This is a genomic window from Rhizobium sp. ZPR4 (assembly GCF_040215725.1).
GTDB lineage: Bacteria > Pseudomonadota > Alphaproteobacteria > Rhizobiales > Rhizobiaceae > Rhizobium > Rhizobium rhizogenes_D.
Map to the genome: position 1 here is coordinate 3,846,475 of NZ_CP157967.1, position 24,989 is coordinate 3,871,463.

A 24,989-nucleotide genomic window follows, 5' to 3' on the forward strand; every position below is an offset into this window, starting at 1 on the left:
TAGAGCGGTTCAGAGATGCCGTGAAAAACTGAATCGCTCTAGATCCGGCTACGGCTTCGGAGCCGCCGTGCTGCCGCGCACGATCAGCGTGACATCGATCATCTCGCGTTCGGCCGGTACGGCGTCGTCGAGAACGGCCTGCACCGCGCGCTGCGCGATCGCGGCAAAGGGCTGGGCCATCGTCGTCAGGCCCGGCTCCACCATGCCGCCTTCCGGCACGCCATCGAAGCCGACGACGGAGATGTCTTGCGGCACTGAAAGGCCTCGTGCCCTCAGCCAGTTGATCGCCAGCAAGGCGATATTGTCCGACATGGCGAGAATCGCCGTCGGCGGTTCCTGCGCGGAAAACAGATAGTCGAGCCCGGCTTCGACGCTTGGCTTGTCGTTGAGCGTCTCAAAGATCGGCACGTCCTCACGCTCGATGCCGAACGCTTCGAGTGCCTGCCAGTAGCCGAGTGCTCGATCGCGCGAGGTGGAATACATCGCCCGCCCGATCCCGGCGACGCTGACCGGCCCGACATGGTCGTCCGAAAGTTCGGTCGCGAGCACGCCGAAACGCCTATGGCCGAGTTCGGCCAGATGCCGGGCCGCGACGGCAGCACCTCCGAGATTGTCGACGCTGATCGAGGGGATCGACGCATCCTCGTCATTCAAGGCGAGCGCGACGAAGGGCAATTGCCGCTCACGCGTCAGCTGGACGAGCTTTTCGCCACCTTCCACGCAGAGCAGGATGAAGCCATCGACCAGCGCGCTCTTGATGTTCCAGTCGAGCTTGTGCCGATCCTTGGCCGAGACCAGCGCGAGACCCGTGCCGCTGGCGTCGCAGACCTCGGATATGGCGGCCAGGAGCGCCCTGGCCCAGGGATCGTTGAAGAAATAGGCAAGCGGCTCGACCACGGCGACGCCGATGGCGTTGACCTTTCCGGCCCGCAGCAGTCGGCCCGTCAGGCTTGGCCCGGCATAGCCTAGCCGCTTGGCGGTCTCGAGCACATGCTCGCGTACTTCTTCGCGCACCACTTCGGGTCGGCTGAAAACATTGGAGGCGGTTCCCTGCGATACGCCCGCCGCCTTGGCGACGTCCGCGAGCCTGATGGTGCCCTTGGCCAATGAAATCCTCCATATCTTTCCGACAGATACTAGCAATGAAGTTGTATCGGTTCAATTCCGCTTGACAGTCGATTTTTGAAGCGTACGATTGAACCGATTCAAAAAAGCAATGTAAGTCGATTTTGAATCGATTCAAAATGTGAAAGATAAGCCGATGTTGACCAATTATCTCTTCAAGGATCTCTATGATGATCGATGGGGTGACCCCTGCAATCCGTATGCCGCCGATCCGCCGTCGCCCGAACATGAGGGCACGGCCGGCAGGCCGAGCCTGCTTCGCCGGCTGGCGGGGCTTTTCCGCCGCCAGAAGCGTCCGTCGGCGTGGTCTTTCACGATACCAAGCGAGCCATCGGACACCGAAAGCGAAATCGGTGTCAGGCATCGCACCGGGCTTGAAGACCCGAAGCTTCTCGCTCTTGCCAAGGCGCTGTCACGGAATTGCTAGAGCAATGTTTGGAAACCCTGAAACATCAGTTCGATGGGCCTCAGAAATTTTCCTTGTAGGGACGGAGATCGAGCTCCTGCGTCCAGGCCGACGGATGTTGGCGATGAATGTGCCAATAGCTCTCGGCAATGGCATCGATATTCAGCAGCCCATCGGCATCCACATCCGGCCGGCGCAAACGCAGCCGTTCCCCGTCTATGCCGCCATCGATGATGGTGTGGGCGACATGCAGGCCGAGAGGGCCGAACTCGCGCGCCATGCTCTGGCTGATCATTCGAAGACCGGCCTTGGCGGCGGCGAATTGCGCAAAGCCCGCCTTGCCGCGCAGGCTGGCGGAGGCGCCGGTGAAGATCACGGTGCCACGGCCGAGCGGCGCCAGATGACGCGCCGCCTCACGGCCGACGAGGAAACCGCCGAAGCAGCAGATACGCCAGAATTCCTCGAACTGAGCGGCCGTCAGATCGCGAAAGCCGATCGGACGATTGATGCCGGCATTGAAAACGACGAAATCGGGCGCGGCAATATCCGCGCGCGCGGTAAAGGCATGTTCGAACAACCGGACGACAGCCGCCTCATCCGTCGCATCGGTTTCGATCGCTTCGGCGCTGCCGCCGGACGCATTGATGGTGGCCGCCACCTGATCGATCTTTGCCGCCGTCCGGCCAGCGATGACGACATGATAGCCCTTGTCTGCGAGAAGCCGGCAAAGTGCCGCACCCAGACCCTGCTCGGCACCCACTCCGACGATAATTGCGCTTGGCGTGCTCATTCGGCGGCCTCCCTGGCATCGAGTGTCGGATAGTCGGTGTAGCCCTCGGCGCCGCCGCCGTAGAAGGTCGGGCGATGATAGGCGTTAAGAGGCGCCCCGCGGCGAATACGCTCTGGCAGATCCGGATTGGCGATGAACAGGCGACCGAAGGCGATGGCATCCGCATGGCCGGCGGCGAGCATGGCTTCGGCCGTATCAGGTCGGAAATTGCCGGCGGCGATCAGCGTGCCGGACCAGGCGGGGCGGAAGAGTTCCGCGGCCGAGGGCACGTTCTTGTGGTCGACTTCGGCCTGGCCGGCACCGCTGGCGCGCGGCTCGATCAGGTGCAGATAGGCGAGGTTCAGCCGGTCCAGCTCGCGAATGACATGGCCGTAGAGACGCAAGGGATCGTCCTCGCCGCTGTCATTGGCAATACCGAATGGCGAGAGGCGCACGCCGACGCGCTCCGAACTCCAGACTTCGGAAACCGCCTCGACCACTTCCAGCAGCAGTCGCGTGCGATTGTCGATCGAGCCGCCATATTGGTCGGTGCGCTGGTTGGTGCGGGCTTGCAGGAATTGTTCGATCAGATAGCCATTGGCACCATGAATCTCGACGCCGTCAAAACCGGCCTGCTTGGCATTGGCGGCCGCCTGGGCATAAACGTCGATCAAAAGCGGCATGAGGTCGATATCGATCGCCTGGGGTGTCTCGAAGGGAACGCGCTCGAAGGAGGCGGTAAAGGCATCACCCTTGGCGGCAATCGCGGAAGGAGCGATCGGCGCCGCTCCATCAGGTTGGTGCGAAGAATGGGAAATGCGGCCGACATGCCAGAGCTGCAGAAAGATCTTGCCGCCCTTGCAATGAACAGCGTCGGTCACCGCCTTCCAGCCGGCGATCTGTTCGGCCGTGTGGATGCCGGGTGTTGCCGGCATGCCCTGTCCGGCGCGTGAAATCTGCGAACCTTCGGAAATGATGAGCCCGCCCTCGCTGGCGCGCTGGGCGTAATATTCGGCATTCAATGCGGAGGGCACATTGCCCGGCTGGCTCGCCCGCATGCGGGTGAGAGGCGCCATGACGATGCGATGCGCAAGCTCGTAGGGGCCGACGGAAAGAGGCGAAAACAAAGTAGCTGTCATAAAATTCTCCTGCCTGGAGCCAAAATTGCTCCCCGGGGCGGAAGGGCCTGTCAGCGGCGATTCGGTCTCGGGAGTTCGAATAAGATGATGGCCATCATTTATTCCAACAATCGGACGTGCGCAACTGAATCTCGTATCAGGCCGGGATTGTTGCGAGAAAGCCGAGCAAGGCGGCGTTGAATTGCGCCGGTCGTTGCAGCGGCGCGAAATGGCTGACGCCAGGCAGAGGAATCAGCTTCGCGCCGGGAATGTGCCGCGCGAGATAATCGGCGTGTTCCGATTTGATGAACTCGTCATGCTCGCTCTGCACGATGGCGACGGGCACATCGATCCCGGCGAGATCGGCGATTGTGTAGTTCGGCTCGGTCCGCTGCATCAGGCCGACAGCCTCGACGAAGGCATCGAACTTGTCCGGCGTGGCCGACAGGGCCGCATAATCCTTCGTGTGGCGCGAGAAGCAGCGCTCGATGACCGGCGTCGCCACGAATTCCTTCGTGCCGCTCGGGTCCATGTTGCAGGCAAAGAAGAAGACGCTGGAAACACGCTCCGGATGGGTTTTTCCGAGCACCATGCCGATGCAGGCGCCGTCGCTCCATCCGGCAATGACAGCCTTTTCGATCTTCAGCCTGTCCATGACGGCGAGAACGTCAGAGGCCATGAGCTCGTAGGTGTAAGGCCGCTCGTCCCGCGTGCTGCGCCCATGCCCGCGGCTGTCGACGACGGTAACCTGATGGCCTGCGTCGATGAGCGCAGGCACTTGATAGCCCCAATTGCCACTGTTTCCGAGCCCGCCATGCAGGAGGATCACGGGCGCGCCGCTGCCATAGGAGGCATACCAGATGCGGGCACCATCATGATCGATGTGACCCTCCGTCTCGGTATGCGGCAACGGCGCAGCCCCTTCGGCTTCGAAGCGATGAAGCTCGTCGTCGTGAAATTCCATGCCCACCTCCCATTGCACCGTCTCCTCCCGACAGCCATATGGCGAGACTAGTCGATCCCAACGCGTCTTTTCAACAGGCCGTGGTCATATCGTTGCCAGATGCTCGAAAAGATCGCGGGCCGGCGATGGCAGGTCTTCGAGCGAGCGAACGCAGACCGAAAGCTGGCGGGTGGCCCAGCTGTCGGTGAGACGAAGCGCAGCGATCTTTGCGGATCGGCCGCAGCGGCGCGCCGCCGTTTCCGGCACGATGCCGAGGCCGATGCCCAGGCCTGCCATATCGCAGATGCTTTCGAACGTCCGCATCCGCACCCGCATCTTCAGCCGGGTGCCGAGCCGGGTTGCCCGTGCGTCGATGTGTTCTTGCAAGGCCCCGCCCGCTAGGCCGACAAAGTGCTCATGCAGAATATCAGCGAAGGCAATGTGCTTTGCCGCTGCCAACGCATGATCGCGAGGCACCACCACCACCAGACGATCGATCGCAAAGGGCCGCAACATCAGGCCCGATGTGTCGACCGCATCCGACAGAACGCCGATCTCGGCCAGCCCGGCCGAAACGGCCCGCGCGATCTCGATGCTCTGGCGCTCCTTGAGGTCGATATCGGTTCGCGGGTGCTTTCCCATCCATTCGGCAAGGCGCGGCGGCAGGTATTCGACGATCGCGGCGGTGTTGGCGAGAAGCCGTATGGTCGCGCGCAGGCCGCTTGCATGTTCGCCAAGCTCACCGCGCATCTGTGTCAGTTGCCGCTGGATCAGCCGGGCATGATGGGCCAGTGCCTCGCCGGCGGGCGTCGGGCTCACGCCGCGTCGACCGCGCTCCAGAAGCCGCACGCCGCCATTCGCCTCCATGTCGCGCAGCCGCTCGCTGGCGGCCGGCAGCGAAAGCCCGACATCGGCAGCCCCATGCGTGATGCTGCCGGCATCGACGATGGCGAGGAACAGGCGAAGGTCGGTCAGATCGAAGCGCATAAGGTGCAGACTACCGCATATCCAGCCTTCGGAACAGCCGAAGGCTATCTTCGCTTCATCCGCATTGTGCCAACCCTCGCGTCTGCTAGTGAAGGGGCATGATGGATCATTCGATATGGCTCGTCGCGGCGATCTTCGCGACCTTCTTCGTCGCCGGCACGGTCAAGGGTGTCACCGGTTTGGGGCTGCCGACGGTGGCAATGGGCGTTCTAGGCGTCTTGATCTCGCCGCTCACCGCGGCGAGCCTGCTGATCGTGCCCTCCTTCGTCACCAATGTCTGGCAGCTGCTCGCAGGTCCGAGTTTTGGCGCGCTTGCCCGTCGCTTCCTCCTCTTGGTTCTTGCCGTGACCGTTGGAACCTTCGCCGGCTCATATCTTCTCGCCGACGGCGATACACGTCTGACGACCGCTGCGCTGGGTGCTGCGCTCATCGTCTATGCCGGTCATGCTTTGCTCGCCCGTCAACTGCATGTGCCCGCAAGGTTCGAACCGCTGCTATCGCCGCTCGTCGGCGCGGTCACCGGCCTGCTCACCGGTGCCACAGGCGTCTTCGTCGTGCCCGCGGTGCCCTATCTGCAGTCGCTCGGACTGGAGAAGGAGGAGCTGATCCAGGCACTCGGACTCTCGTTCACCGTCTCCACCGTGGCACTTGCCGGAGCGCTCGCCTGGCATGGCGCCTTCCGCATCGACAATCTGGCGCTCTCTACTCTGGCGATCGTCCCGGCGCTTGGCGGCATGTGGGCTGGCCAGATCATCCGCAATCGCGTCAGCCCGGCAACCTTCCGCCGCTGGTTTCTGGTCTGTCTTCTGCTGCTTGGCGCCGAGATGATCGTCAAAGCCGCTTTCTGAGGCGGTCTCATATTGCCGGGTTGCCCGGTGCGTCCCCATATGCTTCGGGGTTGTTTCAAGGTGGGGTGAAATCGATGGAAAGAGGACAGCAAGAGATTTCCGATGAGCATCCGCTCGCGGATGCCCTGCTTGTCGTCGATGTGCAGAATGCCTTCGTGGATGGTCCGGAGGCGGTTCCTGGTCATGCCACTTTGACGCCGATGGTCGAGGTCCTGCTAGATAGCGCGCGGTTGGCATGGGCGCCGGTGATTTTCCTGCAGAACGATGGTCCGGCCGGGGCGCTGGACGAGCCGCTTCAGCCGGGATGGAAACTCTATTTCCCGCCTCTATCAGGCGAAGTGGTCATCCGGAAGACGAAGGATGATGGCTTCGATGGCACCGACCTAGACGCCATCCTCGCCGCTTTCGGCGTACGTGAGCTGGCAGTCTGCGGCGTGCTTTCGGAGATGTGTGTGGCGGCGACGGCGCGTGGAGCGCTCGAGCGCGGCTACGGTGTGCTGCTGCCGCATGATGCGCACGCGACCTATGACGTTCCGGCCGGGCCGGGGTCGCAAGGCGTGCCCGCCGCCATGGCGGCAAGAGCCGCGGAATGGTCGCTGGGAGACGAGATCAGGATCTGCGCCTCCGCGCGTGACGTCCGGTTCAGAAAGAGACCTTAGCCGAAGGTCCCGCCTCTGCCTGGAATGAGGTCACTCTTGAAACTCACGTTGAATCGTAATAATTGAAGTTACATGAAGCGCGATAGCCGACTTTCCTCCGTTCTCCATGCCTTGCTCCATATGGCCGAGCAGGATGGGCCGCTGACCTCAGAAACCCTGGCGCAATGCATGCGCACCAATCCCGTCGTCGTGCGGCGCACCATGGGGCTGCTGCGCGAGGTTGGCATCGTCAACTCCACCAAGGGGCATACCGGCGGCTGGACGATCGCGGCCGATCTCAAAAACGTCACGCTGCGCCAGCTGCACGAGGCGCTCGGTGAACCGGCCGTCTTCGCCATCGGCAACCGCAACGAAACGCCTGAGTGTCTTGTCGAGCAATCGGTCAACTCCGTGCTCGACGATGCCTTTGCGGAGGCCGAGGCTTTGCTGCTCAAGCGCTTCGAAAATGTCACGCTTGCCGATCTCGCCGCCGAATTCGCGCGGCGTCATGCGCATTGGCGCTCAAAAAGGACCCTGTCATGACCCATGACGTCATCGTCATCGGGGGCAGCTACGCCGGAATGGCGGCCGCCCTCCAGCTTCTCCGTGCCCGCCGCAAGGTGCTGGTCATCGACGCCGGCAAGCGCCGCAATCGTTTCGCCGAGGAATCCCACGGCTTTCTCGGCCAGGATGGCGTCAACCCCGGCGAGATCGCCCGCAAGGCGCGCGAGCAGCTTTCCGTCTATCCGACGTTGACCTGGATCGAGGGCATGGCCGAAAAGGCCGAGGGCGAGAAGGATGCCTTTGTCGTCACCACGGCGGACGGTGCGCGTCACGACGGTCGGCGCCTTCTCTTCGCGACCGGTGTTTCCGATACCTTGCCCGAGATCGAGGGCCTCGGCGAACGCTGGGGCAAGAGCATCTTCCATTGCCCCTATTGCCATGGCTACGAGCTCGATCAGGGCCATATCGGCTGCATCGCCACCGGACCGATGTCGGTGCATCAGGCACAGTTGCTGCCGGAATGGGGCGAGGTGACGCTGTTCCTCAATGGCAGCTTTGTCCCTGATGAGGCGCAGCTCACCGATCTCGCCGCGCGCGGCGTAACGATCGAGGCGGCACCGATCACAAGGCTGGAAGGAAAGGCCGACGTGCGTCTTGCCGATGGACGCCTGCTGCCGTTTGCCGGGCTTTTCACCGCGACGCGCGTGTCGCCCGCGAGCCCGATTGCCGAGCGGCTCGGCTGCGCGATCGAGGAAACGCTGTTCGGAACGCAGATCCAGACCGACACCACGAAGGAAACCACCGTCTCGGGCGCCTTTGCCTGTGGCGATGCCGCCCGTATCCCGCATTCGGTGTCGCTTGCGGTCGGTGATGGCGCCTGGGCCGGCGCGCAGCTGCATCGTTCGCTGGTGTTCTGACGCTATCGGCTGATTGCGACGATGCCGAGCACCGAGGCGATCGTGGCGAGCGCGATCCGTACATTGTGGATCATCAGCCATGTATCGAGCCTGGCGGGAACCTTATCCAGAGGAACCAGCTTTGCCGCAAATTGTGCATTGGTCGGCAGGAACCAGGCGGCGGTGAGAATGAGAACGGCGGCGATGCACACCGTCGCTCCGATCCATAATGCTCTTGCCCCGTTCTCGCTCCAGCCAAGCCACAGCGAACCGGCCAGACCGATGAGCGTCGGCGCGACGACAAGAGGAATCGAGCGCACGATGAACTCGCCGTTTTGGCCGAACCAGTCGAGGAACTCGGACGGCGGAAGGCTTTTCCAATATCCGCCGAGCGTCACCGCAATCGTCAGCATGACGCCGGCAAACATCGCCGAACCCGAGATGGCGAGAATGTTGAAGAGGAGCCGCATCGCAATTCTTCCTAAGGTCTTTTGAGTTCGATCCAATGATCCGGGGTCTTGCCGACGCGTGTTCACGCCACGCAGATGCCGGGAACTGCGACCTTCTGGAACAGGTGCGGAGAGGCAACGGCCGAGGACGGATAGTGCGAAATTTTTGCCCTGAATTCCGGATGCGTGAACGCAGCGCGGAAATCAGCCATCGTCTCCCATACCGCATAGTTGAGATAGGTTGGGCTTTCGCCGATCGCTCGGTGAAGCTGGGTCGAGATGAAGCCCGGCTGCTGCTTCATGAACGCGGCATCGTCGCGCCATGCATCGAGAAAGACGTCCTCGTCCGCCTTGTCGAGGGTGAAGACATTCACAAGAACGACGGGGGCGGCATCGATGCCGACTTGCCGCTCTATCGGAAAGTTTGGGTCCATTGGGCGCATGTGAGACATGGCGTACTCCGTTCAATATGGTTATATGATGTCAATGTGGTGTGGTGCATATCTAGTAAATTGACATTATAGTGTCAATTAAATTATATGGTGACAAATGAGTGACGCGAAACAAACCTCGGTCGGAAGCGCTTTGACCGGCCTGATTCTCGAGCTGTTCAAACTGCACGGCCGGGTGCTTGCATCCGGTGACAGGCTGGTGGCTCCCCTTGGCCTGACGAGTGCGAGGTGGCAGATTCTGGGCGCCATCATCGCAGCAGACCGGCCGCAGCCGGTTGCGTGGTTGGCACGCGACATGGGCGCCAATCGCCAGAACATCCAGCGCATCGTCAACGATCTGGAAAAGGAAGGTCTCGTTACCTTCGAGACCAATCCGCATCATCGGCGGGCGCAGCTGGTCGTGCTGACGGATAAGGGGAGGCAGGTTTTCGATGCCGCCATGCGGCTGCAGGCGCCGTGGGTCAACGAATTGGCGGAAGGGCTTCGGATCGAGGATATCGAAACGATGCGGGAGGTTATGCTGGCTCTGCGCAGCAAGCTGGAAAGAAGCGGAGAGGCGGAAGAACAGGACTGACTGCTGAGCGCGGCCCCGGTTCTTCGCCTAGAGCCTTTCCGCTTTTCTTCGAATCGCGAAAACGCTCTATCTTTTTGTTTTTACGCAATTCCGGACGGAAAACCGCTTCGCACTTTTCCTGGAATTGCTCTAATTCTCCTCCGGCACCTTCACGATAACCGTCTCGTCCGGGCCGATGGACCGGCCGTCCTGCGCCCGGATGTCAAGCTTCACCGGCTGACCCGTTGTCCGGTCCACCAGTAGCGAGTGCTCTTCCGCCGGCGCAAAGAGGTGGCGCTCGCCGAATTGGCGCAGCGCCACCATGACCGGGAAGAGGTCCTTCCCCATCGCCGTCAGCCGATATTCCATGCGCGAGCCGCCTTCGCTTGTCGGCACAAGTTCCAGAATGCCGCTTGCCACAAGCGTGCGCAGGCGTTCGGTCAAAATGTTCTTGGCGATGCCGAGGCTCTTTTGAAACTCGCCAAAGCGCGTCAGCCCGTCGAAGGCATCGCGCACGATCAGCAGCGACCACCAGTCGCCGATCACATCGAGTGAGCGGGCGCTGGGGCAATAATCACCTTTCAGGCTTTTCCGCGCGACCATGCGCTTAAGCCTTCCCGGTCTTTTGTCTGCAAGAATGGTTGCATGATTAAACCAATAATGTTACTCGGTCGATGGTTTCATTATTAAACCGAAGAATCGGGAGTTTTGCAATGACGATCGATCAGGACGCGCCGCCGGCCGGCAGCGCGAAGGATGCCGTGCGCCTTCATTCCACGCGAGAAGGTTTGCCTGAGGGGGCCGGATATTCCGGAGCGGCCAATTCGCCGTTGACGCGAGCGACGATTTTCCTCTTTGCCGTCGCAAGTGGCCTTGCCGTGGCGAATGCCTATTTCGCCCATCCGCTTCTCGATGTCATGGCCGATGATCTCAATCTGTCGCGCACGGTCGCAGGCCTGATTGTCGGCGCGACACAGCTCGGCTACGGGCTCGGTCTGATCCTGCTGGTGCCGCTCGGCGATCTGGTCGATCGGCGCAAGCTCATCATCGTGCAATCGCTGCTAAGCGCGGCTGCACTCGTCTGTGTCGGTTTTTCGACCAGTGCCGCCATGCTGCTTGCCTCCATGGCTGCCGTCGGTTTTCTGGCCGTGGTCACGCAGGCGCTCGTCGCCTATGCGGCGAGTCTCGCGCATCCCGCCGAGCGTGGCCATATCGTCGGCATGGTCACGAGCGGCATCGTGCTCGGTATTCTTCTGGCGCGCAGCGTTGCGGGAACGCTGACTGATCTCTCTGGCTGGCGAACGGTCTACATCGTCTCGGCCGTACTGACGCTGGTGATCGCGCTTCTTCTCTGGCGCACACTGCCGCGGCAGCAAAGACCCAAGGGTAGTCTCTCCTATTTCGGTCTCATCCGCTCGCTCGGCACCCTGCTTGTCGAAGAGCCTGTGCTGCGCATCCGCGCCGTGATCGCCATGCTGATCTTCGCCAATATCACCACGCTGCTCGCGCCGCTCGTGCTGCCGCTGACCGCCCCGCCTTACTCGCTGTCCCACACCGAAGTCGGCCTGTTCGGCCTTGCCGGTGCCGCCGGGGCACTGGGCGCCATCAGGGCAGGGCGCTGGGCCGACCGTGGTCATGGCCAGCGCACCACGGGGATCGCACTTGCCCTGATGTTGTTTGCCTGGCTACCGATCTCCATGCTGGATCGCTCGATCCTATGGCTGATCATCGGTGTCCTCGTCATCGATTTCGGCCTGCAGGCGACGCACGTCACCAATCAGGGCATGATCTATCGCATCAGGCCGGACGCGCAGAACAGGCTGACCGCCGCCTATATGGTCTTCTACTCGATCGGCAGCGCGCTGGGATCCTCGACATCGACGATCATATATGCCCATGCGGGTTGGACGGGTGTCTGCCTGTCCGGTGCGGCCATCAGCCTCGCGACATTCCTCTTCTGGGCGCTGACCTTGCGGGCAACGCCAGAGGCGGCGACGCAGAGCGTCGATCGGGTCTGCGTCTAGCTTTCCCATACAGATGTCAGTCTCAATTGCTCCTCCAAGAGGGAGAGCACCACCTGAATGCGCGGCGGCATCGGCCTGATCTGCGGATAAAGCGCATGCAGATCGAAGCCGGGTACGGTCATATCGGGCAGCAGGCGGATCAGCCTGCCGCTCGCCAGGTCCGCAGCGCAGACCGGCTCCTGCAAGACGCCGATGCCGGCGCCATCGAGCAGAAGACTGTGCAGCGGCCGCCAATGGCTGGTGCTGAGGACAATGTCGATGACGGCAAGTTCAATTTGGCCGTCCGGGTCGATCAAGGGAAGCCGTCCGCCGTTGAAAAGGCCGGCAACCCGCAGGAATGGGTGGTCGGCAAGATCATCGGGCTTTGTCGGCGTCCCATACTCGTCGAGATAAGCCGGTGACGCCACGAGCACGCGGCCGACATGTCCGAGCTTGCGGGCAATGAAGCTGCCTTCGCCGAGATCGCCGAGACGCAGCGAGATGTCGACACCCTCCGTCACGGGATCGACGGTCCTGTCGTTGAGGATCAGCTCGATTTTCAACTGCGGATGGCGCTTGCGCATCTGCAAAAGGATCGATGGCAGGATCACCTCGCCGACGCCATGCGGTGCTGCGATCCTCAACGTGCCGCGCAAGGATTGATCGCCGTTGACGATGGTCAGGGCATCGTCGGCATTGTCAAGCACCTGCTTGCTGCGCTCATAGAAGACCGCGCCGACATCGGTGACGGAAAGCTTGCGGGTGTTTCTGAGCAGAAGCTTGGCTCCGAGATATTGCTCCAGCCGATCAATCCGTTCGCTGACGGCGGGCTGGCCCATGCCGAGATCGCGGGCAGCAGCCGACATGCTGCCCCTTTCCAACACCCTGACATAGACGCGCATCGCCACCAACAGATCCATGCACGCCAATATATCGGCTCGGCCGATAAATGTAAGTGGATGACGCTGGCTAGTGGGAAAGCGTTCGATCGCCGAAAACGGCACCGAAACGTCAATCACAGGTCAGGCTCATGAGCGATATCAGGCTTTACATGTTTCAATCGGGCACGCAGCGATGCAAGGCTCACGACATCAGGATGAACCAGGGCGGCGACGCCGATATTGAAATCCCGGTGCCCTGGTTTCTACTCACCCACCCGAAGGGCAATGTCGTCATCGATGGTGGGCTGGCGGTGGAGGGCCTTTCCGATCCGCGGGGCTATTGGGGCGATGTGATCGATAGCTATCAGCCTGTGATGACTGAGGAGCAAGGATGCGTCGCGCAGCTGGCAGGGCTTGGCATATCCCGTGAAGATATCCGCTTCGTCGTGCTGTCCCATCTGCATTCCGACCATAGCGGCGCTGTCGGTCGTTTCCCCGACGCGACCCACATCGTCCAACGCCGCGAATATGAATATGCCTTCGCGCCCGATTGGTTCGCCGCAGGCGCCTATCTCCGGAGGGATTTCGACCGTCCCGGCGTGAAGTGGCACTTCCTGGAGGGCGCCGCTACCGATGGCTACGATCTCTATGGCGACGGCGTGCTGCGGATGATCTTCACGCCGGGCCATAGCGTCGGCCACCAATCCTTTCTCGTGCAGCTGCCGAATGCGGGCGCGATATTGCTGGCCATCGATGCCGCCTATACCCTTGATCACTGGAACGAAAAGGCGCTTCCCGGCTTCATGTCGTCCGCCGTCGACACGGTGCGATCCGTCGGCAAGCTGCGTGCACTTGCCGAGCAGACCGGCGCGATGGTGGTCACCGGGCATGACCTCGAGGCATGGCCGGGGTTCAAGCAGGTCCCGGCCTATTATGATTGAACGTACATCCCGCTGATCAGCCTTGGCCGCCTGATGGCACTTGTTGCGCATCGAAGAACTGCGCCCGGTGCTGACGAGCCCATTCTTCGATGCCAGTCGGCTGAAAGTCCTCAAGGCCGGCTTGCGGCTCGAAGGGCGTGGCCAGCATCGCATCCGCATCTTCCGGATGCGATGCGAAGTAGCGGAATTTCGAGGCAACGCGGCGTCCGGTTCCCGGCCCCATCGCCGCATCGACATCCCGCTCGAATTCGTCGAGCGGCTGTTGACGATAGGCAATCCGGCGACCAAGCCCCGCGTCGATGCGCGTGACAAGCTGGTTTCCATCAACGCTCTCCGGCCCGGCGATGCGATGATCGCCGGATGAAATGCCACGTTCCAGAAGAGTAACAGCGGCGCGAGCGCAATCATCGACTGAAGTCCAGGCGATACGCTGGGCTTCGGCAATGGGTGGCGCGAATATGCCATACCCTACAATGTCCTTGCGTGCCGATGGCTTTAGCAGATTATCGAGATACATGGTCGGGCGGACGATGGCGAACGGTAGCCCGGATGCACGAACGACGTCTTCGATCATGGCGTTGGCGACGAAGCTCGGTTCTTCGCACGGCGCCGGTCGGCTGGCGCTTGCGAGCTTCAGGACGACGGAGTTCATACCGCTGGCAAGCGAAGCCGATACCGCATTCTCTGTCTGGATACGCATATCCGCCTGAGACCCGATCGGGATCTGCAGCACGGCATGGGCGACACCGGCGCTGGCGGCAAGAAGCGAGGCTGCGTCGCGAAGATCCCCTTCGGCAAGCTCGACACCAGGGGGCAGGACTGCGGCGGCGCGCCCTCGGTCGCGGACAAGGGCACGAACCTTGAAGCCGCGTCGAAGCGCGGCGTGGACGACGGCGCTACCTTGAACGCCGGCGGCGAGATAGACGAGAATGGGCTTGGATTGATCAATCATGGACATACAACGGCTCCTTCGAATGTGGTCTGCCGAGGAGCACCGTCAAATAGCTACCGAGCAGACCCGAAACGCGCACGAGGCGCAGGGACTGTCGGGGTATTCGCGCGAGCGCGAAACAGAGCTTCTCCATTCAGGGAGAAGGGCCTGGGCCTACCGAGACCAAGCCAGCCATTTTCGACGGACAGAATTTAGGCCGGCTTTCTCGCTGGCGTCAACAGATGGATATCGGCCAACACCTCCGTTTCGCCTGCTCTTCCTTTAAGATTGCGGCAGCAGCGATCTGATCCGCTCGGCATCATCAGGCGTTGCCGGGTTGTAGACGATCATGCTGAGATCCGTGCGGCCATCGACCGAAAAGGCAGAATATTCGAAGGCGAGCGGGCCGAGGATGGGATGCCGTATATGCTTGATGGCCTCGGTATGGGTGCCGGGAACGTCGTTTTCGCGCCACATGGCCCTGAATTCCGGGCTGATGCGGCAAAGTTCCGCCACGAAAGGCTCGATCTCGCTTGATGCGCCTGCGCGAGCCGCATCGACGCGGAAAGCGCCCAGGGCGAAACGGGCGACGCTTTCCCAGTCATATTGCACGGCGCGGGCGCGCGGATCGAGAAAGATATAGCGCAGGATGTTGCGCTCTTCCGGCGGCAATGATCCGTAGTCGATCAGCATCACGGGTGCTGCTCGGTTCCACGCGATGACGTCCCAGGTGGCGGTCCGGATGAGTGCGGGGCTCGGCTCCAGCGCATCGAGCACGCGCTGCAAGCGTGGCGTCACGCCATCATTCTTGCGGTAACGTGCTTCCGGCGGCCGGCCAAGGCCGAGCAGGAACAGGTGCTCGCGCTCCACTTCCGTCAGCATCAGAGCGCGGGCGATCCGGTCCAGCACATCGGCGGAGGGCGCGCCGCCGCGCCCCTGTTCCAGCCATGTGTACCATGTCGGGCTGATATTGGCGCGCTGTGCCACTTCCTCGCGCCGAAGCCCGGGCGTGCGCCGCCGCTCGCCGGCAAATCCGAGCGCGGATGGCTCGAGTTTTGCGCGACGGTCCCTGAGATAGGTTCCGAGCACGTTTTCGGTTTCGATGAGATCGGTCATCCTGTTAGTGTCTTTACTATGATAAGGTCACTACTTTACCAGAATAAACGATGAGCACAGACTTGTCTCCGACGAAATAAGGAGACAGTGCATATGCGTATATTCGTTACCGGTGCGACCGGAAATATCGGCTCGCATGTCGTCAGGGAGTTGATCGGCGCCGGCCATCAGGTGCTCGGCCTTTCGCGCTCGAAAGAAAAGGCGGTAGCACTTGCCGCTGCCGGCGCCGAAGTCCTTCATGGCACGATCGAGGATATGGGCATCCTGAAAAGCGGCGCCTCGCAGTCGGACGGCGTCATTCACCTTGCCTTCAACCACGACTTCTCGAGATTCGTCCAGAATTGCGAGGATGACCGCCGCGTCATTGCAACGCTCGCCTCGGCGCTGGCCGGCTCTGCCCGTCCGCTGGTCATTACGTCGGGCACGCCGATCGCCAACACGATCCCCGGCGAGCCCGCCCGCGAAGACAATCCGATCGTCGGCTCCGACAAGCATCCCCGAGCGGCCACCGAGGAAGCTGGGATCTTGGCGAGCGAGATCGGCGTCAACGTCTCGGTCGTGCGGCTGCCGCAGGTGCATGATCCGGTCAGTCAGGGGCTCATTACGCCCTTGATCGAGATATTCAGGCAGAAGGGCGTCTGCGCTTACATCGAGGATGGGCGCAATCGCTGGCCGGCAGCGCATTTTACCGACGTCGCTCGCCTCTATCGCCTCGTTGTCGAGCGCGCCGAGCCGAACGCTAAATACCATGCGGTTGCCGAGGAAGGCGTCGCGATGCGCGATATCGCCGAAGTCATCGGCCGCCGTCTGAACCTACCGGTGAAATCCGTCGGCAAGGAAGAGGCTCAGGAATATTTCGATTGGCTCTCCATGTTCGCCACGCGCGACATGCTGGCCTCCAGCGCCAAAACGCGGCAGAAGCTAGGTTGGGAGCCCACGGGTCCGACACTGCTCGAGGACCTTGCCGAGCTGCAGGTTTTAGCTGCGTGATGCCGGTGTCATCGGCCACGATCCGCCGATGGTCGACGGTCTGATTGACCACACATTCGAAAACCCGACCGCCCCCTCGGTCGGGTTTTGTCTTTTCAGGCTGAGACCCGGAGATTTCCAGAGTCAGACGTACGGCGTCCCGGCAAGTGCCGCGTCGACGCCCGCAAAGCCTCGGTCCAGAACGCTCGACAGCGCCGCCTCGGGCTTTCGGTTTTCGCGAAAGGCGCGTAGCGCCTCGCCATAGGCGGTCACCAGTGTCGCCATCAGCATGGTGCCGGCGAGCCGCGCTTCGGGATCGGAAGCGGGCCGGCCCACGGCATCGGACAGCATTCCCGAGAGATCACCGGCAAGGCTCACCTGCAGTCCGCACGCATGCGCCGTCAGCGCCGGGCTTTCCGCGACCATGCGCCAGAACGCGATCGGCCGCTCCGTGATCCTGAACAAGGGATGCTGTGCTTCCAAAAGTTCCCGCATCAGCGTCTGGAAGGCATGGACCGGCGGCTGCCGGCCGCGATCGGCAATTGCTTTCCGCACCAGCTCCCGCACCTCATCCTCGCGATCGAAGACCAGATCCTCCTTGCGGCGAAAATAGTTGAACACCGTCTTTCTGGCGACTTCAGCCTCATAGGCGATATCGGCGACGGAGACATGATCGAAGCCATGTTCGACGAACAGGCGCGTTGCGACCTCCGAGATCGCCTGACGCGTCATCTCCTTCTTGCGGTCCCGGAGTTTGATTCGGTTTGACATGAGAATATTTATACCATAAGTAAATTTATACTGAGTGTAAAAATCGTATCGCGATCACAAAATCAGTGCAATCGGCACAGGCTTTATGGCTGTTCCTGTGACCGGACCGTCGCCCGCCCGAATAGGGATGGGCATTTTCCAACGACTCGCGCCGGCCGAGAGTGATCGAAGCCGGAATGTCTGGCGCCCTTGCGGCGCCGCTCGCTTGAGGAGTTCTGTCTTGATTTATGATGTTCTGATCGCCGGCGGCGGACCCGTCGGCTTGTTTCTCGCGTGTGAGCTGCGTCTCGCCGGCCTTTCCGTATTGGTGCTGGAGCAGTCCGAGGATCCGCACTCGCCCCTGAAGCGCCTTCCATTCGGCATGCGCGGCCTTTCCGCCCCAACCATCGAAGCCTTCTATCGTCGCGGCCTGCTGAATGATGTCGCTGCGCCCAAACCTGCGAAGGACGGTTCGGGCGATCGCGCCGCATCGGCTGCACACTGGATGCATCAGTCGCGCCACCCGGGCGGCCATTTCGCCGGCATCCAGTTCTTCCACGACAAGATTGATGCTTCGAAGTGGCCCTATCGTCTGCCGAGCCCGGCCGGTAGGAGCATGATGGTCGAGATGGAGGGCCTCGAAGCCATCCTGGCTGCTCGCGCTCAGGCGATGGGGGCCGAGATCAGGCGCGGCTTCGGCGTCGAGAGCTTCGAGCAGTCGGATGAAGGTGTCAGCGTCTGCGCCGGAGGCGAGACCTTTTGCGGGCGCTGGCTCGTCGGCTGCGATGGCGGCCGCAGCACCGTCCGCAAGGCCGGCGGTTTCGAATTCGTCGGCACCGATCCTGAATTCACCGGCTATTCCGCCGAAATCGAGATGGCGGACCCGGACAAGCTTCGTTCCGGTCGCCATTACACGGCAACCGGCATGTACACCTATTCGCCGTCGGGGACGGTCGCGATGGTCGATTTCGATGGCGGCGCTTTCCACCGGACCCAGCCAATCACGCGCGAGCATGTGCAGGCCGTACTGCGCCGCATCTCCGGCACCGACGTTACCGTGACGGCGCTCAAGCTTGTCACCACATGGACGGATCGTGCTTACCAGGCGACAGCCTATAAAAGAGGACGCGTTTTGCTTGCCGGCGATGCCGCTCACATCCATTCCCCCTTGGGCGGCCAAGGTCTCAATCTTGGCCTGGGCGACGCGATGAATCTCGGATGGAAGCTTGCCGCTACCATCCGCGGCGCGGCGCCGGAGGGCCTGCTCGATACCTATTTCCGTGAACGGCATCCGGTCGGCGCACAGGTGCTCGACTGGTCGCGCGCCCAGGTCGCGCTCATGCGACCGAGCCCGAGCTCACGCGCACTCAAAGCCGTCATCCGCGATCTGATCGACACGCGCGACGGCGCCACCTATTTCGCCGAGCGCGTCTGGGGCGTCTCTCTCCGCTACGATCTTGGCGACGCCAATCCGTTCGTGGGTCGGAGCGCGCCTGATTTCGAGCTCGTCGATGGAACGAGACTTGGCGATCACCTCAGAACAGGCAAGGGCTTGTTGCTGGATTTCGATGCCCGGGCATCACTTGAAGCGCTTGCAGGCTGCTGGGGTGACCGGATCACTTATGTCGTGAGCGCCGCAAAGGATCGGCTGGGCTTGAGCGCCTTGCTCGTGCGGCCCGATGGTGTGGTTGCCTGGGTCGGTGACGCTGAACTAGACTTTGAAGCCGCTGCCGAGGCTGCATCTCGCTGGTTCGGCGAAGCGGAGCGGATTAGCGGCACTCGGGTTACCCTTTCATCAGCACTCCTTGACAACGCCAGCAATCCATAATTATACAATGTATAATTATGGAGATATGAGATAGTGACCGGCCATGTTTTCATTGCAACCAGCCTGGATGGGTTCATCGCTCGCGATGACGGCAGCATCGAGTGGTTGCTCAAATATGATGCTTCCGGCGAAGACCATGGCTATAACGATTTCATCAAGGACATCGATGCCATCATCATGGGCCGCGGCACTTTCGAAACGGTCCGTGAGATGAGGCCGTGGTTCTATACGCGCCCGGTGCTCGTTCTTTCGGCCACTCTGGTGGAAGAGCCAGTTCCGGCTGAGCTTGCCGACAAGGTCCGTTTCACGCAGAAGTCGCCACAGCAAGCGATGGCCATGCTTAAAGCTGAAGGGTGCCGTCGCGTCTATGTCGATGGGGGACGCGTCATCCAATCCTTCCTTCAGGAAGGCCTGATCAGCGATCTGGTGATCACGCGCATTCCCATATTGCTCGGCAGCGGCCGACCCTTGTTCGGCCCGGTTTCGCGCGACGTTCATCTCAAGCACGTAAGCACCCGCCCATTTCCTTCCGGGTTGGTACAATCGACCTATGTAATTGCACGATGACCAAGCGAAGCCGAGGCAGGCCGCGCGCCGATGAAAAGAGCGTATCGCCCGCAAATATCCTTTCTGAAGCCCTGGCTCTCTTGAGCACCGAGGGCTTTGAAAAGTTTACGATGCGCGCGGTCGCCATGCGCGCGAACGTCAATCCGATGACGATCTATCATCACTTCCAAGATCGGGATGGCTTGATCAAAGCAATGGCCGAATGCGTCTATGCAGATGTTGCCGCGTCTTCGCAAGGAACGGTTCGGTCTCGGATAGAGGGCTTGCTGGGAGCGTATCGAACAAAGGTGATGTGCCATCCAGGCCTGACCCTTGCTATCTTTAATCGGCCAGCCGTGTTCCCTGACCATGCAAGACGGATCACCGATAACCTGACGGATCTGCTGAAAGAACTTGGCCTTTCGCGATCGCGAGCTCTGCTATGGGTGCATATTCTTGTCGACTACACGCATGGTGCAGCGCTTGCGGTGGCGATGGACGAGAAGGCTGATGGCTCGCAGTTGGCAGCGACGGACCCGGAGCATGGAAACTATGAGCGCGCGATATCGGAATTGTTGGACCGCCTTGGCGCTTAGAGTAAACGGCGGTGAGTGGAGGAAAATGGCGGACAAGGTGGGATTCGAACCCACGGTACGCTTTCACGTACACACGCGTTCCAGGCGTGCGCCTTAAACCACTCGGCCACCTGTCCTTCTTTGGCGTTTCGCACCCGCTGGGGAAGCAAATCGTTGGAACGGCGCGATATATACCGATGAATTCCTAGCAATCAACCCGAATCTGACAGATTTTTGACTTATCGGCGCAAAACTCTGAATCTCCTCCCCATTGCGCTTATTTCGCGCGCAACTTATCTAATGGGATAGATGAGGCGGCGTAAGACCGATCGGCCGGAAAAGGCCGGGCGTAATGAGTATCCGGAGGGGTTTATGCGTTTCCTGTTGCGTTTTGCGAGCCTTGTCGCGTTGGTGGTGGCTGTTATCGCTGGCACCATCGATTCCATTCAATCCGTTGCGGCTTCGGCCGTGGTCATGACCCCGATGGGCGATGCCTGGAACGATGTCAGCCCGTCGTCGCTGGCAAGTCTTCGCTCGGCAATTGCCTATTACGTCCATCCCCGTCTCTATGATATGGCGATGCAATGGCTGCTGTTTCAGCCGGCTTTCGCGGTCTTCCTGGTGATCTCGCTGCTCCTGTGGATGATTGCCTATAAGCGCCAGCCGGCCGCCGGCCGCTTCAGTGCCTGATCGGGACGCCGCCAGCCGCTCCAGCCTGTGTCATTGCGGGATTTCGGTGATACTGGGGAGCATTCGACGATCGGCCTATTGCATGGCTGCAACGGATGAAACTAGCGATTGCGGAGAGCTGGCCGACAACTGTTCTGACCAATAAAATTGCAGTTTTGGGCCGAAATTGTTTAAAAAACGGGTCGTTTGGATGGGTTTTCACCAATTCCCACAAATCTTTACCAACTGAAAAATTTCTCGTGAATTTTTCGTGCAGCCATGCAAGGATGCGCGCCAGCTTGGCCTCGGGGGAGGTCGGCGGTTCCGCAGACATGCCTGGTCAACGGGCTTGCGGGAGGACCCAACAAGATAGAAACAACAGGGCTGCACCACATGAAAAAATCCCTTTTGACCCTTTTCGCCTTGGCTGCCATGTCGGCAACGGCGCTTGCGGCCGATATCAAGCCGGCAATCGTCTACGGAACCGGTGGCAAGTTCGACAAGTCCTTCAACGAAGCTGCCTACAACGGCGCTGAAAAGTTCAAGAAGGAAACCGGCATCGCTTACCGCGACTTCGAGCCGACGGGCGACACCCAGGGCGAGCAGGCGCTGCGCAACTTTGCCAGCAAGGGTTTCAATCCGGTTATCGCCGTTTCTTTCGCCTGGACTTCGGCCCTCCAGAAGGTTGCTGCCGAATATCCCAAGACTGAATTCGTCCTGATCGACGATAGCCTTGATCTGCCGAACGTCCGCTCGGTCAAGTTCAAGGAAAATGAAGGCTCCTATCTCGCCGGCGTCATGGCTGCCATTGCTTCGAAGTCCGGCAAGGTCGGCTTCGTCGGCGGCATGGACATCCCGCTGATCCGCAAGTTCGAGTGCGGCTACGAGCTCGGTGCCCGTGCTACCAATCCGAAGATCGAAGTCTTCCAGAACATGACCGGCACGACCGGCGCTGCCTGGAACGACCCGGTTCGCGGCGGCGAACTCACCAAGAACCAGATCGACCAGGGCGCCGACGTTGTTTACGCGGCTGCCGGTGCGACCGGCCTCGGCGTGCTGCAGACCGCCGCCGACAACAAGAAGCTGTCGATCGGCGTCGATAGCAACCAGAACTACCTGCATCCGGGTTCGGTTCTGACCTCTGTCGTCAAGCGCGTCGACCTCGCTGTCTACAATGCCTTCAGCGATGCCAAGAACGGCAAGTTCACGCCCGGCACCCAGGAGCTCGGCCTGAAGGAAGACGGCGTCACCGTTGCCATGGACGACAACAACAAGCCGCTCGTCACTCCGGACATGAAGGCTGCGGTCGACAAGGCTCGTGCCGATATCATCTCCGGCACCGTCAAGGTCCATGACTATCTGACCGACAACGCCTGCCCGAAGAGCTGATATGAAACAAGGGCGTATGACGTAGCAAACCGTCATACGCCCTTTTCTTATCCGGAATCCGGTTTCTGGAGCCCCCTATAGTGAGCGAAACATCTGCCATCGAACTCGTGGGCATCGACAAGAAGTTCGGTGCTGTCCACGCAAACAAAGATATCAACCTGACCGTCGCCAAGGGCTCGATCCACGGGATCATCGGCGAAAACGGTGCCGGAAAATCGACTCTGATGTCGATCATCTACGGATTCTATCAGGCCGATAGTGGCGAGATCCGCATCAACGGCAATCCCATCGCCATCCGCGACAGCCAGACGGCGATATCGGCCGGCATCGGCATGGTGCATCAGCACTTCATGCTGGTCGATAATTTCACCGTCCTTGAAAATGTGATGCTGGGCGCCGAAGGCGGCGCGCTTCTCGCCAAGGGTGTCGCGGCCGCGCGCGCCGAGCTTAGCCGGCTCGAGAAGGATTACGGCCTGGAAGTCGATCCGGACGCGTTGATCGAAGAGCTTCCCGTTGGCCAGCAGCAGCGCGTCGAGATCCTGAAGGCAATGTATCGCGGCGCCGAGATCCTCATTCTCGATGAGCCCACCGGTGTTCTGACGCCTGCCGAAGCCGACAATCTCTTCCGCATCCTTCGCGTCCTGCGCGACCAGGGCAAGACGATTATCCTCATCACCCACAAGCTGCGCGAAATCATGGCGATCACCGATACGGTATCGGTCATGCGCCGCGGCGAGATGGTGGCCACCCGCAAGACGGCGGAAACCACTGTCGAGGAGCTGGCCGAGCTGATGGTCGGCCGCCGCGTGCTGTTGCGCGTCGAAAAGGGTGCTCCCAATCCCGGCGAAGTCCTGCTGTCGGTGCGTAACCTCACCGTCAAGGACGGTCGCGGCGTCACCATGGTCGACAACGTCTCCTTCGATGTCCGTGCCGGCGAGATCGTCGGCATTGCCGGTGTTGCCGGCAACGGCCAGTCCGAATTGCTGGAGGCCATCGCCGGTATCCGCAAGCCGGCCTCGGGCGAGATTCTTCTGCACGGTAAGCCGATCGGCAACGCCGATCCCGCAGCACTCCGTGACCTTGGCCTTGCCCATATTCCCGAAGATCGCCACCACATGGGCCTGGTGCTCAAGTTCGAGGAATATGAGAATTCCATGCTCGGCTACCATCGCGACCGCAAATACGGCCGCGGCGGCATGCTCGATCTCGACGCCATGCGCAAGGATGCCGTCGAGAAGATTGAGAAATACGATATCCGCCCGCCGAATGCGCGGCTGAAGACAGCCAATTTCTCCGGCGGCAACCAGCAGAAGATCGTCGTCGCCCGCGAGATCGAACGCGATCCGAAGGCGCTGCTGATCGGTCAGCCGACGCGCGGCGTCGATATCGGCGCTATCGAATTCATCCATCGCCGCATCATCGAAATGCGCGACGCCGGCAAGGCGATCCTGCTGGTATCAGTGGAGCTGGATGAGATCCGTGCGCTTTCGGACCGTATCCTCGTCATGTTCGCCGGCCACATCGTCGGTGAAAAGTCGGCTGAGGCCGGTGAACAAACACTCGGCCTGATGATGGCCGGCATTGCCGCGTGAGGCGTATATGAGCACGGCTTCCGTTCCGCTCCCCAATTGGATCACCTACGGCCTGATCCCCCTTCTCAACCTGATTGTTGCCTTCCTGATATCAGGCCTCGTCGTCTGGTTTATCGGCGAGAGCCCGTTCGATGCGCTCGTCCTGCTGCTGCAGGGCGCTCTTGGCAGCGGCGAAGGCATCGGCTTCACGCTGTATTATGCGACGAGCTTCATCTTCACCGGCCTTTCGGTCGCCGTCGCCATCCATGCCGGTCTGTTCAATATCGGCTCGGAAGGCCAGGCCTATCTCGGCGGTCTCGGCTGTGCCCTCGTGGCGCTGACGCTTGACCGCTACGTGCCCTGGTATGTGACGATGCCGTTTGCGGTCATCGGCGCGGCGATTTTCGGGGCACTCTGGGCCTTCATTCCGGCTTGGCTCCAGGCCAAGCGCGGCAGCCACGTCGTCATCACGACGATCATGTTCAACTTCATCGCCTCGGCGATGATGAACTTCCTGCTGGTGCATGTGCTGATCGTGCCCGGCAAGATGGCTCCCGAAACCCGCACCTTCCTGGAGGGCGGTCAGCTGCCGAAGCTCGGCTGGCTGATGGATATGTTCGGTTCGACCATCGGCGCCGCGCCGCTCAACGTGTCCTTCCTGATCGCGCTCGTCATGTGCTTCCTGGTCTGGGTGCTCGTCTGGCGCACCAAGCTCGGCTATGAAATGCGCACGCTCGGCCTCAGCCCAACCGCTGCGGTCTATGCCGGCATTCCCTATGCCCGCACGGTCGTTATCGCCATGCTGATCTCGGGTGGTCTTGCCGGCATGATGGCGCTTAATCCCGTCATGGGCGCTTCCGCGCGCCTGCAGGTGGAGTTTGTGCTGGGTGCGGGCTTTGTCGGCATCGCCGTGTCGCTGATGGGCCGCAATCATCCGCTGGGCATCATCCTGGCGGCGATCCTGTTCGGCATTCTCTATCAGGGCGGCGACGCGCTTTCCTTCGACATGCCGAACATCACGCGCGACATGATCGTGGTGATCCAGGGTCTCGTCATCCTGTTTGCGGGTGCGCTCGAATACATGTTCCGACCTGCGCTCGTGCGCATCTACCAGACATTCGCCAGGACGTGA

Annotated in this window: 28 protein-coding genes and 1 tRNA gene; 16 read left to right on the forward strand and 13 right to left on the reverse strand. The window is 61.2% G+C overall.

Annotation, left to right across the window (positions count from 1 at the left end):
- Window positions 1-48 precede the first annotated feature (48 nt).
- A complete protein-coding gene (locus ABOK31_RS18440) occupies window positions 49-1,107 on the reverse strand; it encodes a LacI family DNA-binding transcriptional regulator (protein ID WP_349957096.1) in 1,059 nt (352 codons plus the stop codon).
- A 154-nt stretch (window positions 1,108-1,261) separates the two neighbouring features.
- Between ABOK31_RS18440 and ABOK31_RS18445 the strand changes: the two genes are divergently transcribed.
- Window positions 1,262-1,552 carry a hypothetical protein gene (locus ABOK31_RS18445; protein WP_349957097.1) on the forward strand — a complete coding sequence of 97 codons (291 nt, stop codon included), beginning with the start codon at window positions 1,262-1,264 and terminating at the stop codon, window positions 1,550-1,552.
- A 40-nt stretch (window positions 1,553-1,592) separates the two neighbouring features.
- Here ABOK31_RS18445 and ABOK31_RS18450 read toward each other — a convergent pair whose 3' ends face one another.
- The 4 genes from ABOK31_RS18450 to ABOK31_RS18465 all read right to left on the reverse strand — a co-directional run bounded on the left by ABOK31_RS18450 (window position 1,593) and on the right by ABOK31_RS18465 (window position 5,348).
- The gene (locus tag ABOK31_RS18450) at window positions 1,593-2,321 is read right to left on the reverse strand and encodes an SDR family NAD(P)-dependent oxidoreductase (RefSeq protein ID WP_349957098.1); all 729 of its coding nucleotides are present in this window, start codon (window positions 2,319-2,321) and stop codon (window positions 1,593-1,595) included.
- The gene (locus tag ABOK31_RS18455) at window positions 2,318-3,439 is read right to left on the reverse strand and encodes an alkene reductase (RefSeq protein WP_174178924.1); all 1,122 of its coding nucleotides are present in this window, start codon (window positions 3,437-3,439) and stop codon (window positions 2,318-2,320) included. The genes ABOK31_RS18450 and ABOK31_RS18455 overlap by 4 nt, the downstream gene beginning before the upstream one ends.
- Before the next feature lie 136 nt (window positions 3,440-3,575).
- On the reverse strand, window positions 3,576-4,382 hold the full coding sequence (locus ABOK31_RS18460) for an alpha/beta hydrolase (protein ID WP_349957099.1): 807 nt from the start codon (window positions 4,380-4,382) through the stop codon (window positions 3,576-3,578).
- An 84-nt stretch (window positions 4,383-4,466) separates the two neighbouring features.
- Window positions 4,467-5,348 (reverse strand): LysR family transcriptional regulator, encoded by an 882-nt coding sequence (locus tag ABOK31_RS18465; protein ID WP_349957100.1) that lies wholly within the window; start codon window positions 5,346-5,348, stop codon window positions 4,467-4,469.
- A 98-nt stretch (window positions 5,349-5,446) separates the two neighbouring features.
- Between ABOK31_RS18465 and ABOK31_RS18470 the strand changes: the two genes are divergently transcribed.
- The 4 genes from ABOK31_RS18470 to ABOK31_RS18485 all read left to right on the forward strand — a co-directional run bounded on the left by ABOK31_RS18470 (window position 5,447) and on the right by ABOK31_RS18485 (window position 8,255).
- The gene (locus tag ABOK31_RS18470) at window positions 5,447-6,196 is read left to right on the forward strand and encodes a sulfite exporter TauE/SafE family protein (RefSeq protein WP_349957101.1); all 750 of its coding nucleotides are present in this window, start codon (window positions 5,447-5,449) and stop codon (window positions 6,194-6,196) included.
- A gap of 74 nt (window positions 6,197-6,270) precedes the next feature.
- Window positions 6,271-6,855 carry an isochorismatase family protein gene (locus ABOK31_RS18475; protein WP_349957103.1) on the forward strand — a complete coding sequence of 195 codons (585 nt, stop codon included), beginning with the start codon at window positions 6,271-6,273 and terminating at the stop codon, window positions 6,853-6,855.
- Window positions 6,856-6,927: 72 nt separating this feature from the next.
- The gene (locus tag ABOK31_RS18480; RefSeq protein ID WP_349957104.1) at window positions 6,928-7,377 is read left to right on the forward strand and encodes an Rrf2 family transcriptional regulator; all 450 of its coding nucleotides are present in this window, start codon (window positions 6,928-6,930) and stop codon (window positions 7,375-7,377) included.
- Window positions 7,374-8,255 (forward strand): NAD(P)/FAD-dependent oxidoreductase, encoded by an 882-nt coding sequence (locus ABOK31_RS18485; protein ID WP_349957105.1) that lies wholly within the window; start codon window positions 7,374-7,376, stop codon window positions 8,253-8,255. Before ABOK31_RS18480 ends, ABOK31_RS18485 begins: the two co-directional genes overlap by 4 nt.
- A gap of 2 nt (window positions 8,256-8,257) precedes the next feature.
- Here the strand turns inward: ABOK31_RS18485 and ABOK31_RS18490 are convergent, their stop codons facing one another.
- Together ABOK31_RS18490 and ABOK31_RS18495 are read right to left on the reverse strand one after the other, a co-directional pair.
- Window positions 8,258-8,704: a DUF1772 domain-containing protein gene (locus ABOK31_RS18490; protein WP_349957106.1), complete on the reverse strand. Its 447-nt coding sequence runs from the start codon at window positions 8,702-8,704 to the stop codon at window positions 8,258-8,260.
- Window positions 8,705-8,766: 62 nt separating this feature from the next.
- Window positions 8,767-9,135 carry an antibiotic biosynthesis monooxygenase family protein gene (locus tag ABOK31_RS18495; RefSeq protein ID WP_349957107.1) on the reverse strand — a complete coding sequence of 123 codons (369 nt, stop codon included), beginning with the start codon at window positions 9,133-9,135 and terminating at the stop codon, window positions 8,767-8,769.
- A 97-nt stretch (window positions 9,136-9,232) separates the two neighbouring features.
- Between ABOK31_RS18495 and ABOK31_RS18500 the strand changes: the two genes are divergently transcribed.
- On the forward strand, window positions 9,233-9,709 hold the full coding sequence (locus ABOK31_RS18500; RefSeq protein ID WP_349957108.1) for a MarR family winged helix-turn-helix transcriptional regulator: 477 nt from the start codon (window positions 9,233-9,235) through the stop codon (window positions 9,707-9,709).
- A gap of 129 nt (window positions 9,710-9,838) precedes the next feature.
- Here the strand turns inward: ABOK31_RS18500 and ABOK31_RS18505 are convergent, their stop codons facing one another.
- Window positions 9,839-10,291: a helix-turn-helix domain-containing protein gene (locus ABOK31_RS18505; RefSeq protein WP_349957109.1), complete on the reverse strand. Its 453-nt coding sequence runs from the start codon at window positions 10,289-10,291 to the stop codon at window positions 9,839-9,841.
- A 110-nt stretch (window positions 10,292-10,401) separates the two neighbouring features.
- Here ABOK31_RS18505 and ABOK31_RS18510 point away from each other — a divergent pair, with 110 nt between their 5' ends.
- Window positions 10,402-11,712, forward strand: a complete 1,311-nt coding sequence (locus ABOK31_RS18510) for an MFS transporter (protein WP_174178904.1) — start codon at window positions 10,402-10,404, stop codon at window positions 11,710-11,712.
- On the opposite strand, the gene ABOK31_RS18515 is transcribed toward ABOK31_RS18510, so the two are convergent.
- On the reverse strand, window positions 11,709-12,611 hold the full coding sequence (locus tag ABOK31_RS18515; protein ID WP_349957110.1) for a LysR family transcriptional regulator: 903 nt from the start codon (window positions 12,609-12,611) through the stop codon (window positions 11,709-11,711). The two genes, ABOK31_RS18510 and ABOK31_RS18515, sit on opposite strands and share 4 nt — an antisense overlap.
- Before the next feature lie 110 nt (window positions 12,612-12,721).
- On the opposite strand from ABOK31_RS18515, the gene attM reads away from it, so the two are divergent.
- Window positions 12,722-13,513 carry an N-acyl homoserine lactonase AttM gene (attM, locus tag ABOK31_RS18520; RefSeq protein ID WP_349957111.1) on the forward strand — a complete coding sequence of 264 codons (792 nt, stop codon included), beginning with the start codon at window positions 12,722-12,724 and terminating at the stop codon, window positions 13,511-13,513.
- 16 nt (window positions 13,514-13,529) lie between these two features.
- Here the strand turns inward: attM and ABOK31_RS18525 are convergent, their stop codons facing one another.
- Window positions 13,530-14,471, reverse strand: coding sequence for an NmrA family NAD(P)-binding protein (locus ABOK31_RS18525; protein ID WP_349957112.1), 942 nt, complete (start codon window positions 14,469-14,471; stop codon window positions 13,530-13,532).
- A gap of 255 nt (window positions 14,472-14,726) precedes the next feature.
- Window positions 14,727-15,560 (reverse strand): helix-turn-helix transcriptional regulator, encoded by an 834-nt coding sequence (locus tag ABOK31_RS18530; RefSeq protein WP_174178896.1) that lies wholly within the window; start codon window positions 15,558-15,560, stop codon window positions 14,727-14,729.
- A 93-nt stretch (window positions 15,561-15,653) separates the two neighbouring features.
- On the opposite strand from ABOK31_RS18530, the gene ABOK31_RS18535 reads away from it, so the two are divergent.
- Complete coding sequence (locus ABOK31_RS18535) at window positions 15,654-16,550, forward strand: SDR family oxidoreductase (RefSeq protein ID WP_349957113.1); 897 nt, start codon at window positions 15,654-15,656, stop codon at window positions 16,548-16,550.
- A 123-nt stretch (window positions 16,551-16,673) separates the two neighbouring features.
- On the opposite strand, the gene ABOK31_RS18540 is transcribed toward ABOK31_RS18535, so the two are convergent.
- The gene (locus ABOK31_RS18540) at window positions 16,674-17,300 is read right to left on the reverse strand and encodes a TetR/AcrR family transcriptional regulator (protein ID WP_349957114.1); all 627 of its coding nucleotides are present in this window, start codon (window positions 17,298-17,300) and stop codon (window positions 16,674-16,676) included.
- Between the two features lie 205 nt (window positions 17,301-17,505).
- Between ABOK31_RS18540 and ABOK31_RS18545 the strand changes: the two genes are divergently transcribed.
- The 3 genes from ABOK31_RS18545 to ABOK31_RS18555 all read left to right on the forward strand — a co-directional run bounded on the left by ABOK31_RS18545 (window position 17,506) and on the right by ABOK31_RS18555 (window position 20,249).
- Window positions 17,506-19,107 (forward strand): FAD-dependent monooxygenase, encoded by a 1,602-nt coding sequence (locus tag ABOK31_RS18545; RefSeq protein WP_349957116.1) that lies wholly within the window; start codon window positions 17,506-17,508, stop codon window positions 19,105-19,107.
- A 30-nt stretch (window positions 19,108-19,137) separates the two neighbouring features.
- Window positions 19,138-19,674: a dihydrofolate reductase family protein gene (locus ABOK31_RS18550; protein ID WP_349959027.1), complete on the forward strand. Its 537-nt coding sequence runs from the start codon at window positions 19,138-19,140 to the stop codon at window positions 19,672-19,674.
- Between the two features lie 80 nt (window positions 19,675-19,754).
- Complete coding sequence (locus ABOK31_RS18555) at window positions 19,755-20,249, forward strand: helix-turn-helix domain-containing protein (RefSeq protein ID WP_349957118.1); 495 nt, start codon at window positions 19,755-19,757, stop codon at window positions 20,247-20,249.
- Window positions 20,250-20,275: 26 nt separating this feature from the next.
- On the opposite strand, the gene ABOK31_RS18560 is transcribed toward ABOK31_RS18555, so the two are convergent.
- A tRNA-Ser gene (locus ABOK31_RS18560) sits at window positions 20,276-20,365 on the reverse strand.
- Window positions 20,366-20,600: 235 nt separating this feature from the next.
- Between ABOK31_RS18560 and ABOK31_RS18565 the strand changes: the two genes are divergently transcribed.
- From ABOK31_RS18565 to ABOK31_RS18580, 4 genes are all read left to right on the forward strand, one after another.
- Entirely contained in the window at window positions 20,601-20,918 is a 318-nt protein-coding gene (locus tag ABOK31_RS18565; protein WP_174178887.1) for a hypothetical protein, read from the forward strand.
- 372 nt (window positions 20,919-21,290) lie between these two features.
- The gene (locus ABOK31_RS18570; protein WP_174178885.1) at window positions 21,291-22,286 is read left to right on the forward strand and encodes a BMP family ABC transporter substrate-binding protein; all 996 of its coding nucleotides are present in this window, start codon (window positions 21,291-21,293) and stop codon (window positions 22,284-22,286) included.
- Window positions 22,287-22,366: 80 nt separating this feature from the next.
- Window positions 22,367-23,878 carry an ATP-binding cassette domain-containing protein gene (locus tag ABOK31_RS18575; RefSeq protein WP_174178883.1) on the forward strand — a complete coding sequence of 504 codons (1,512 nt, stop codon included), beginning with the start codon at window positions 22,367-22,369 and terminating at the stop codon, window positions 23,876-23,878.
- Between the two features lie 7 nt (window positions 23,879-23,885).
- A complete protein-coding gene (locus ABOK31_RS18580) occupies window positions 23,886-24,989 on the forward strand; it encodes an ABC transporter permease (protein WP_174178881.1) in 1,104 nt (367 codons plus the stop codon).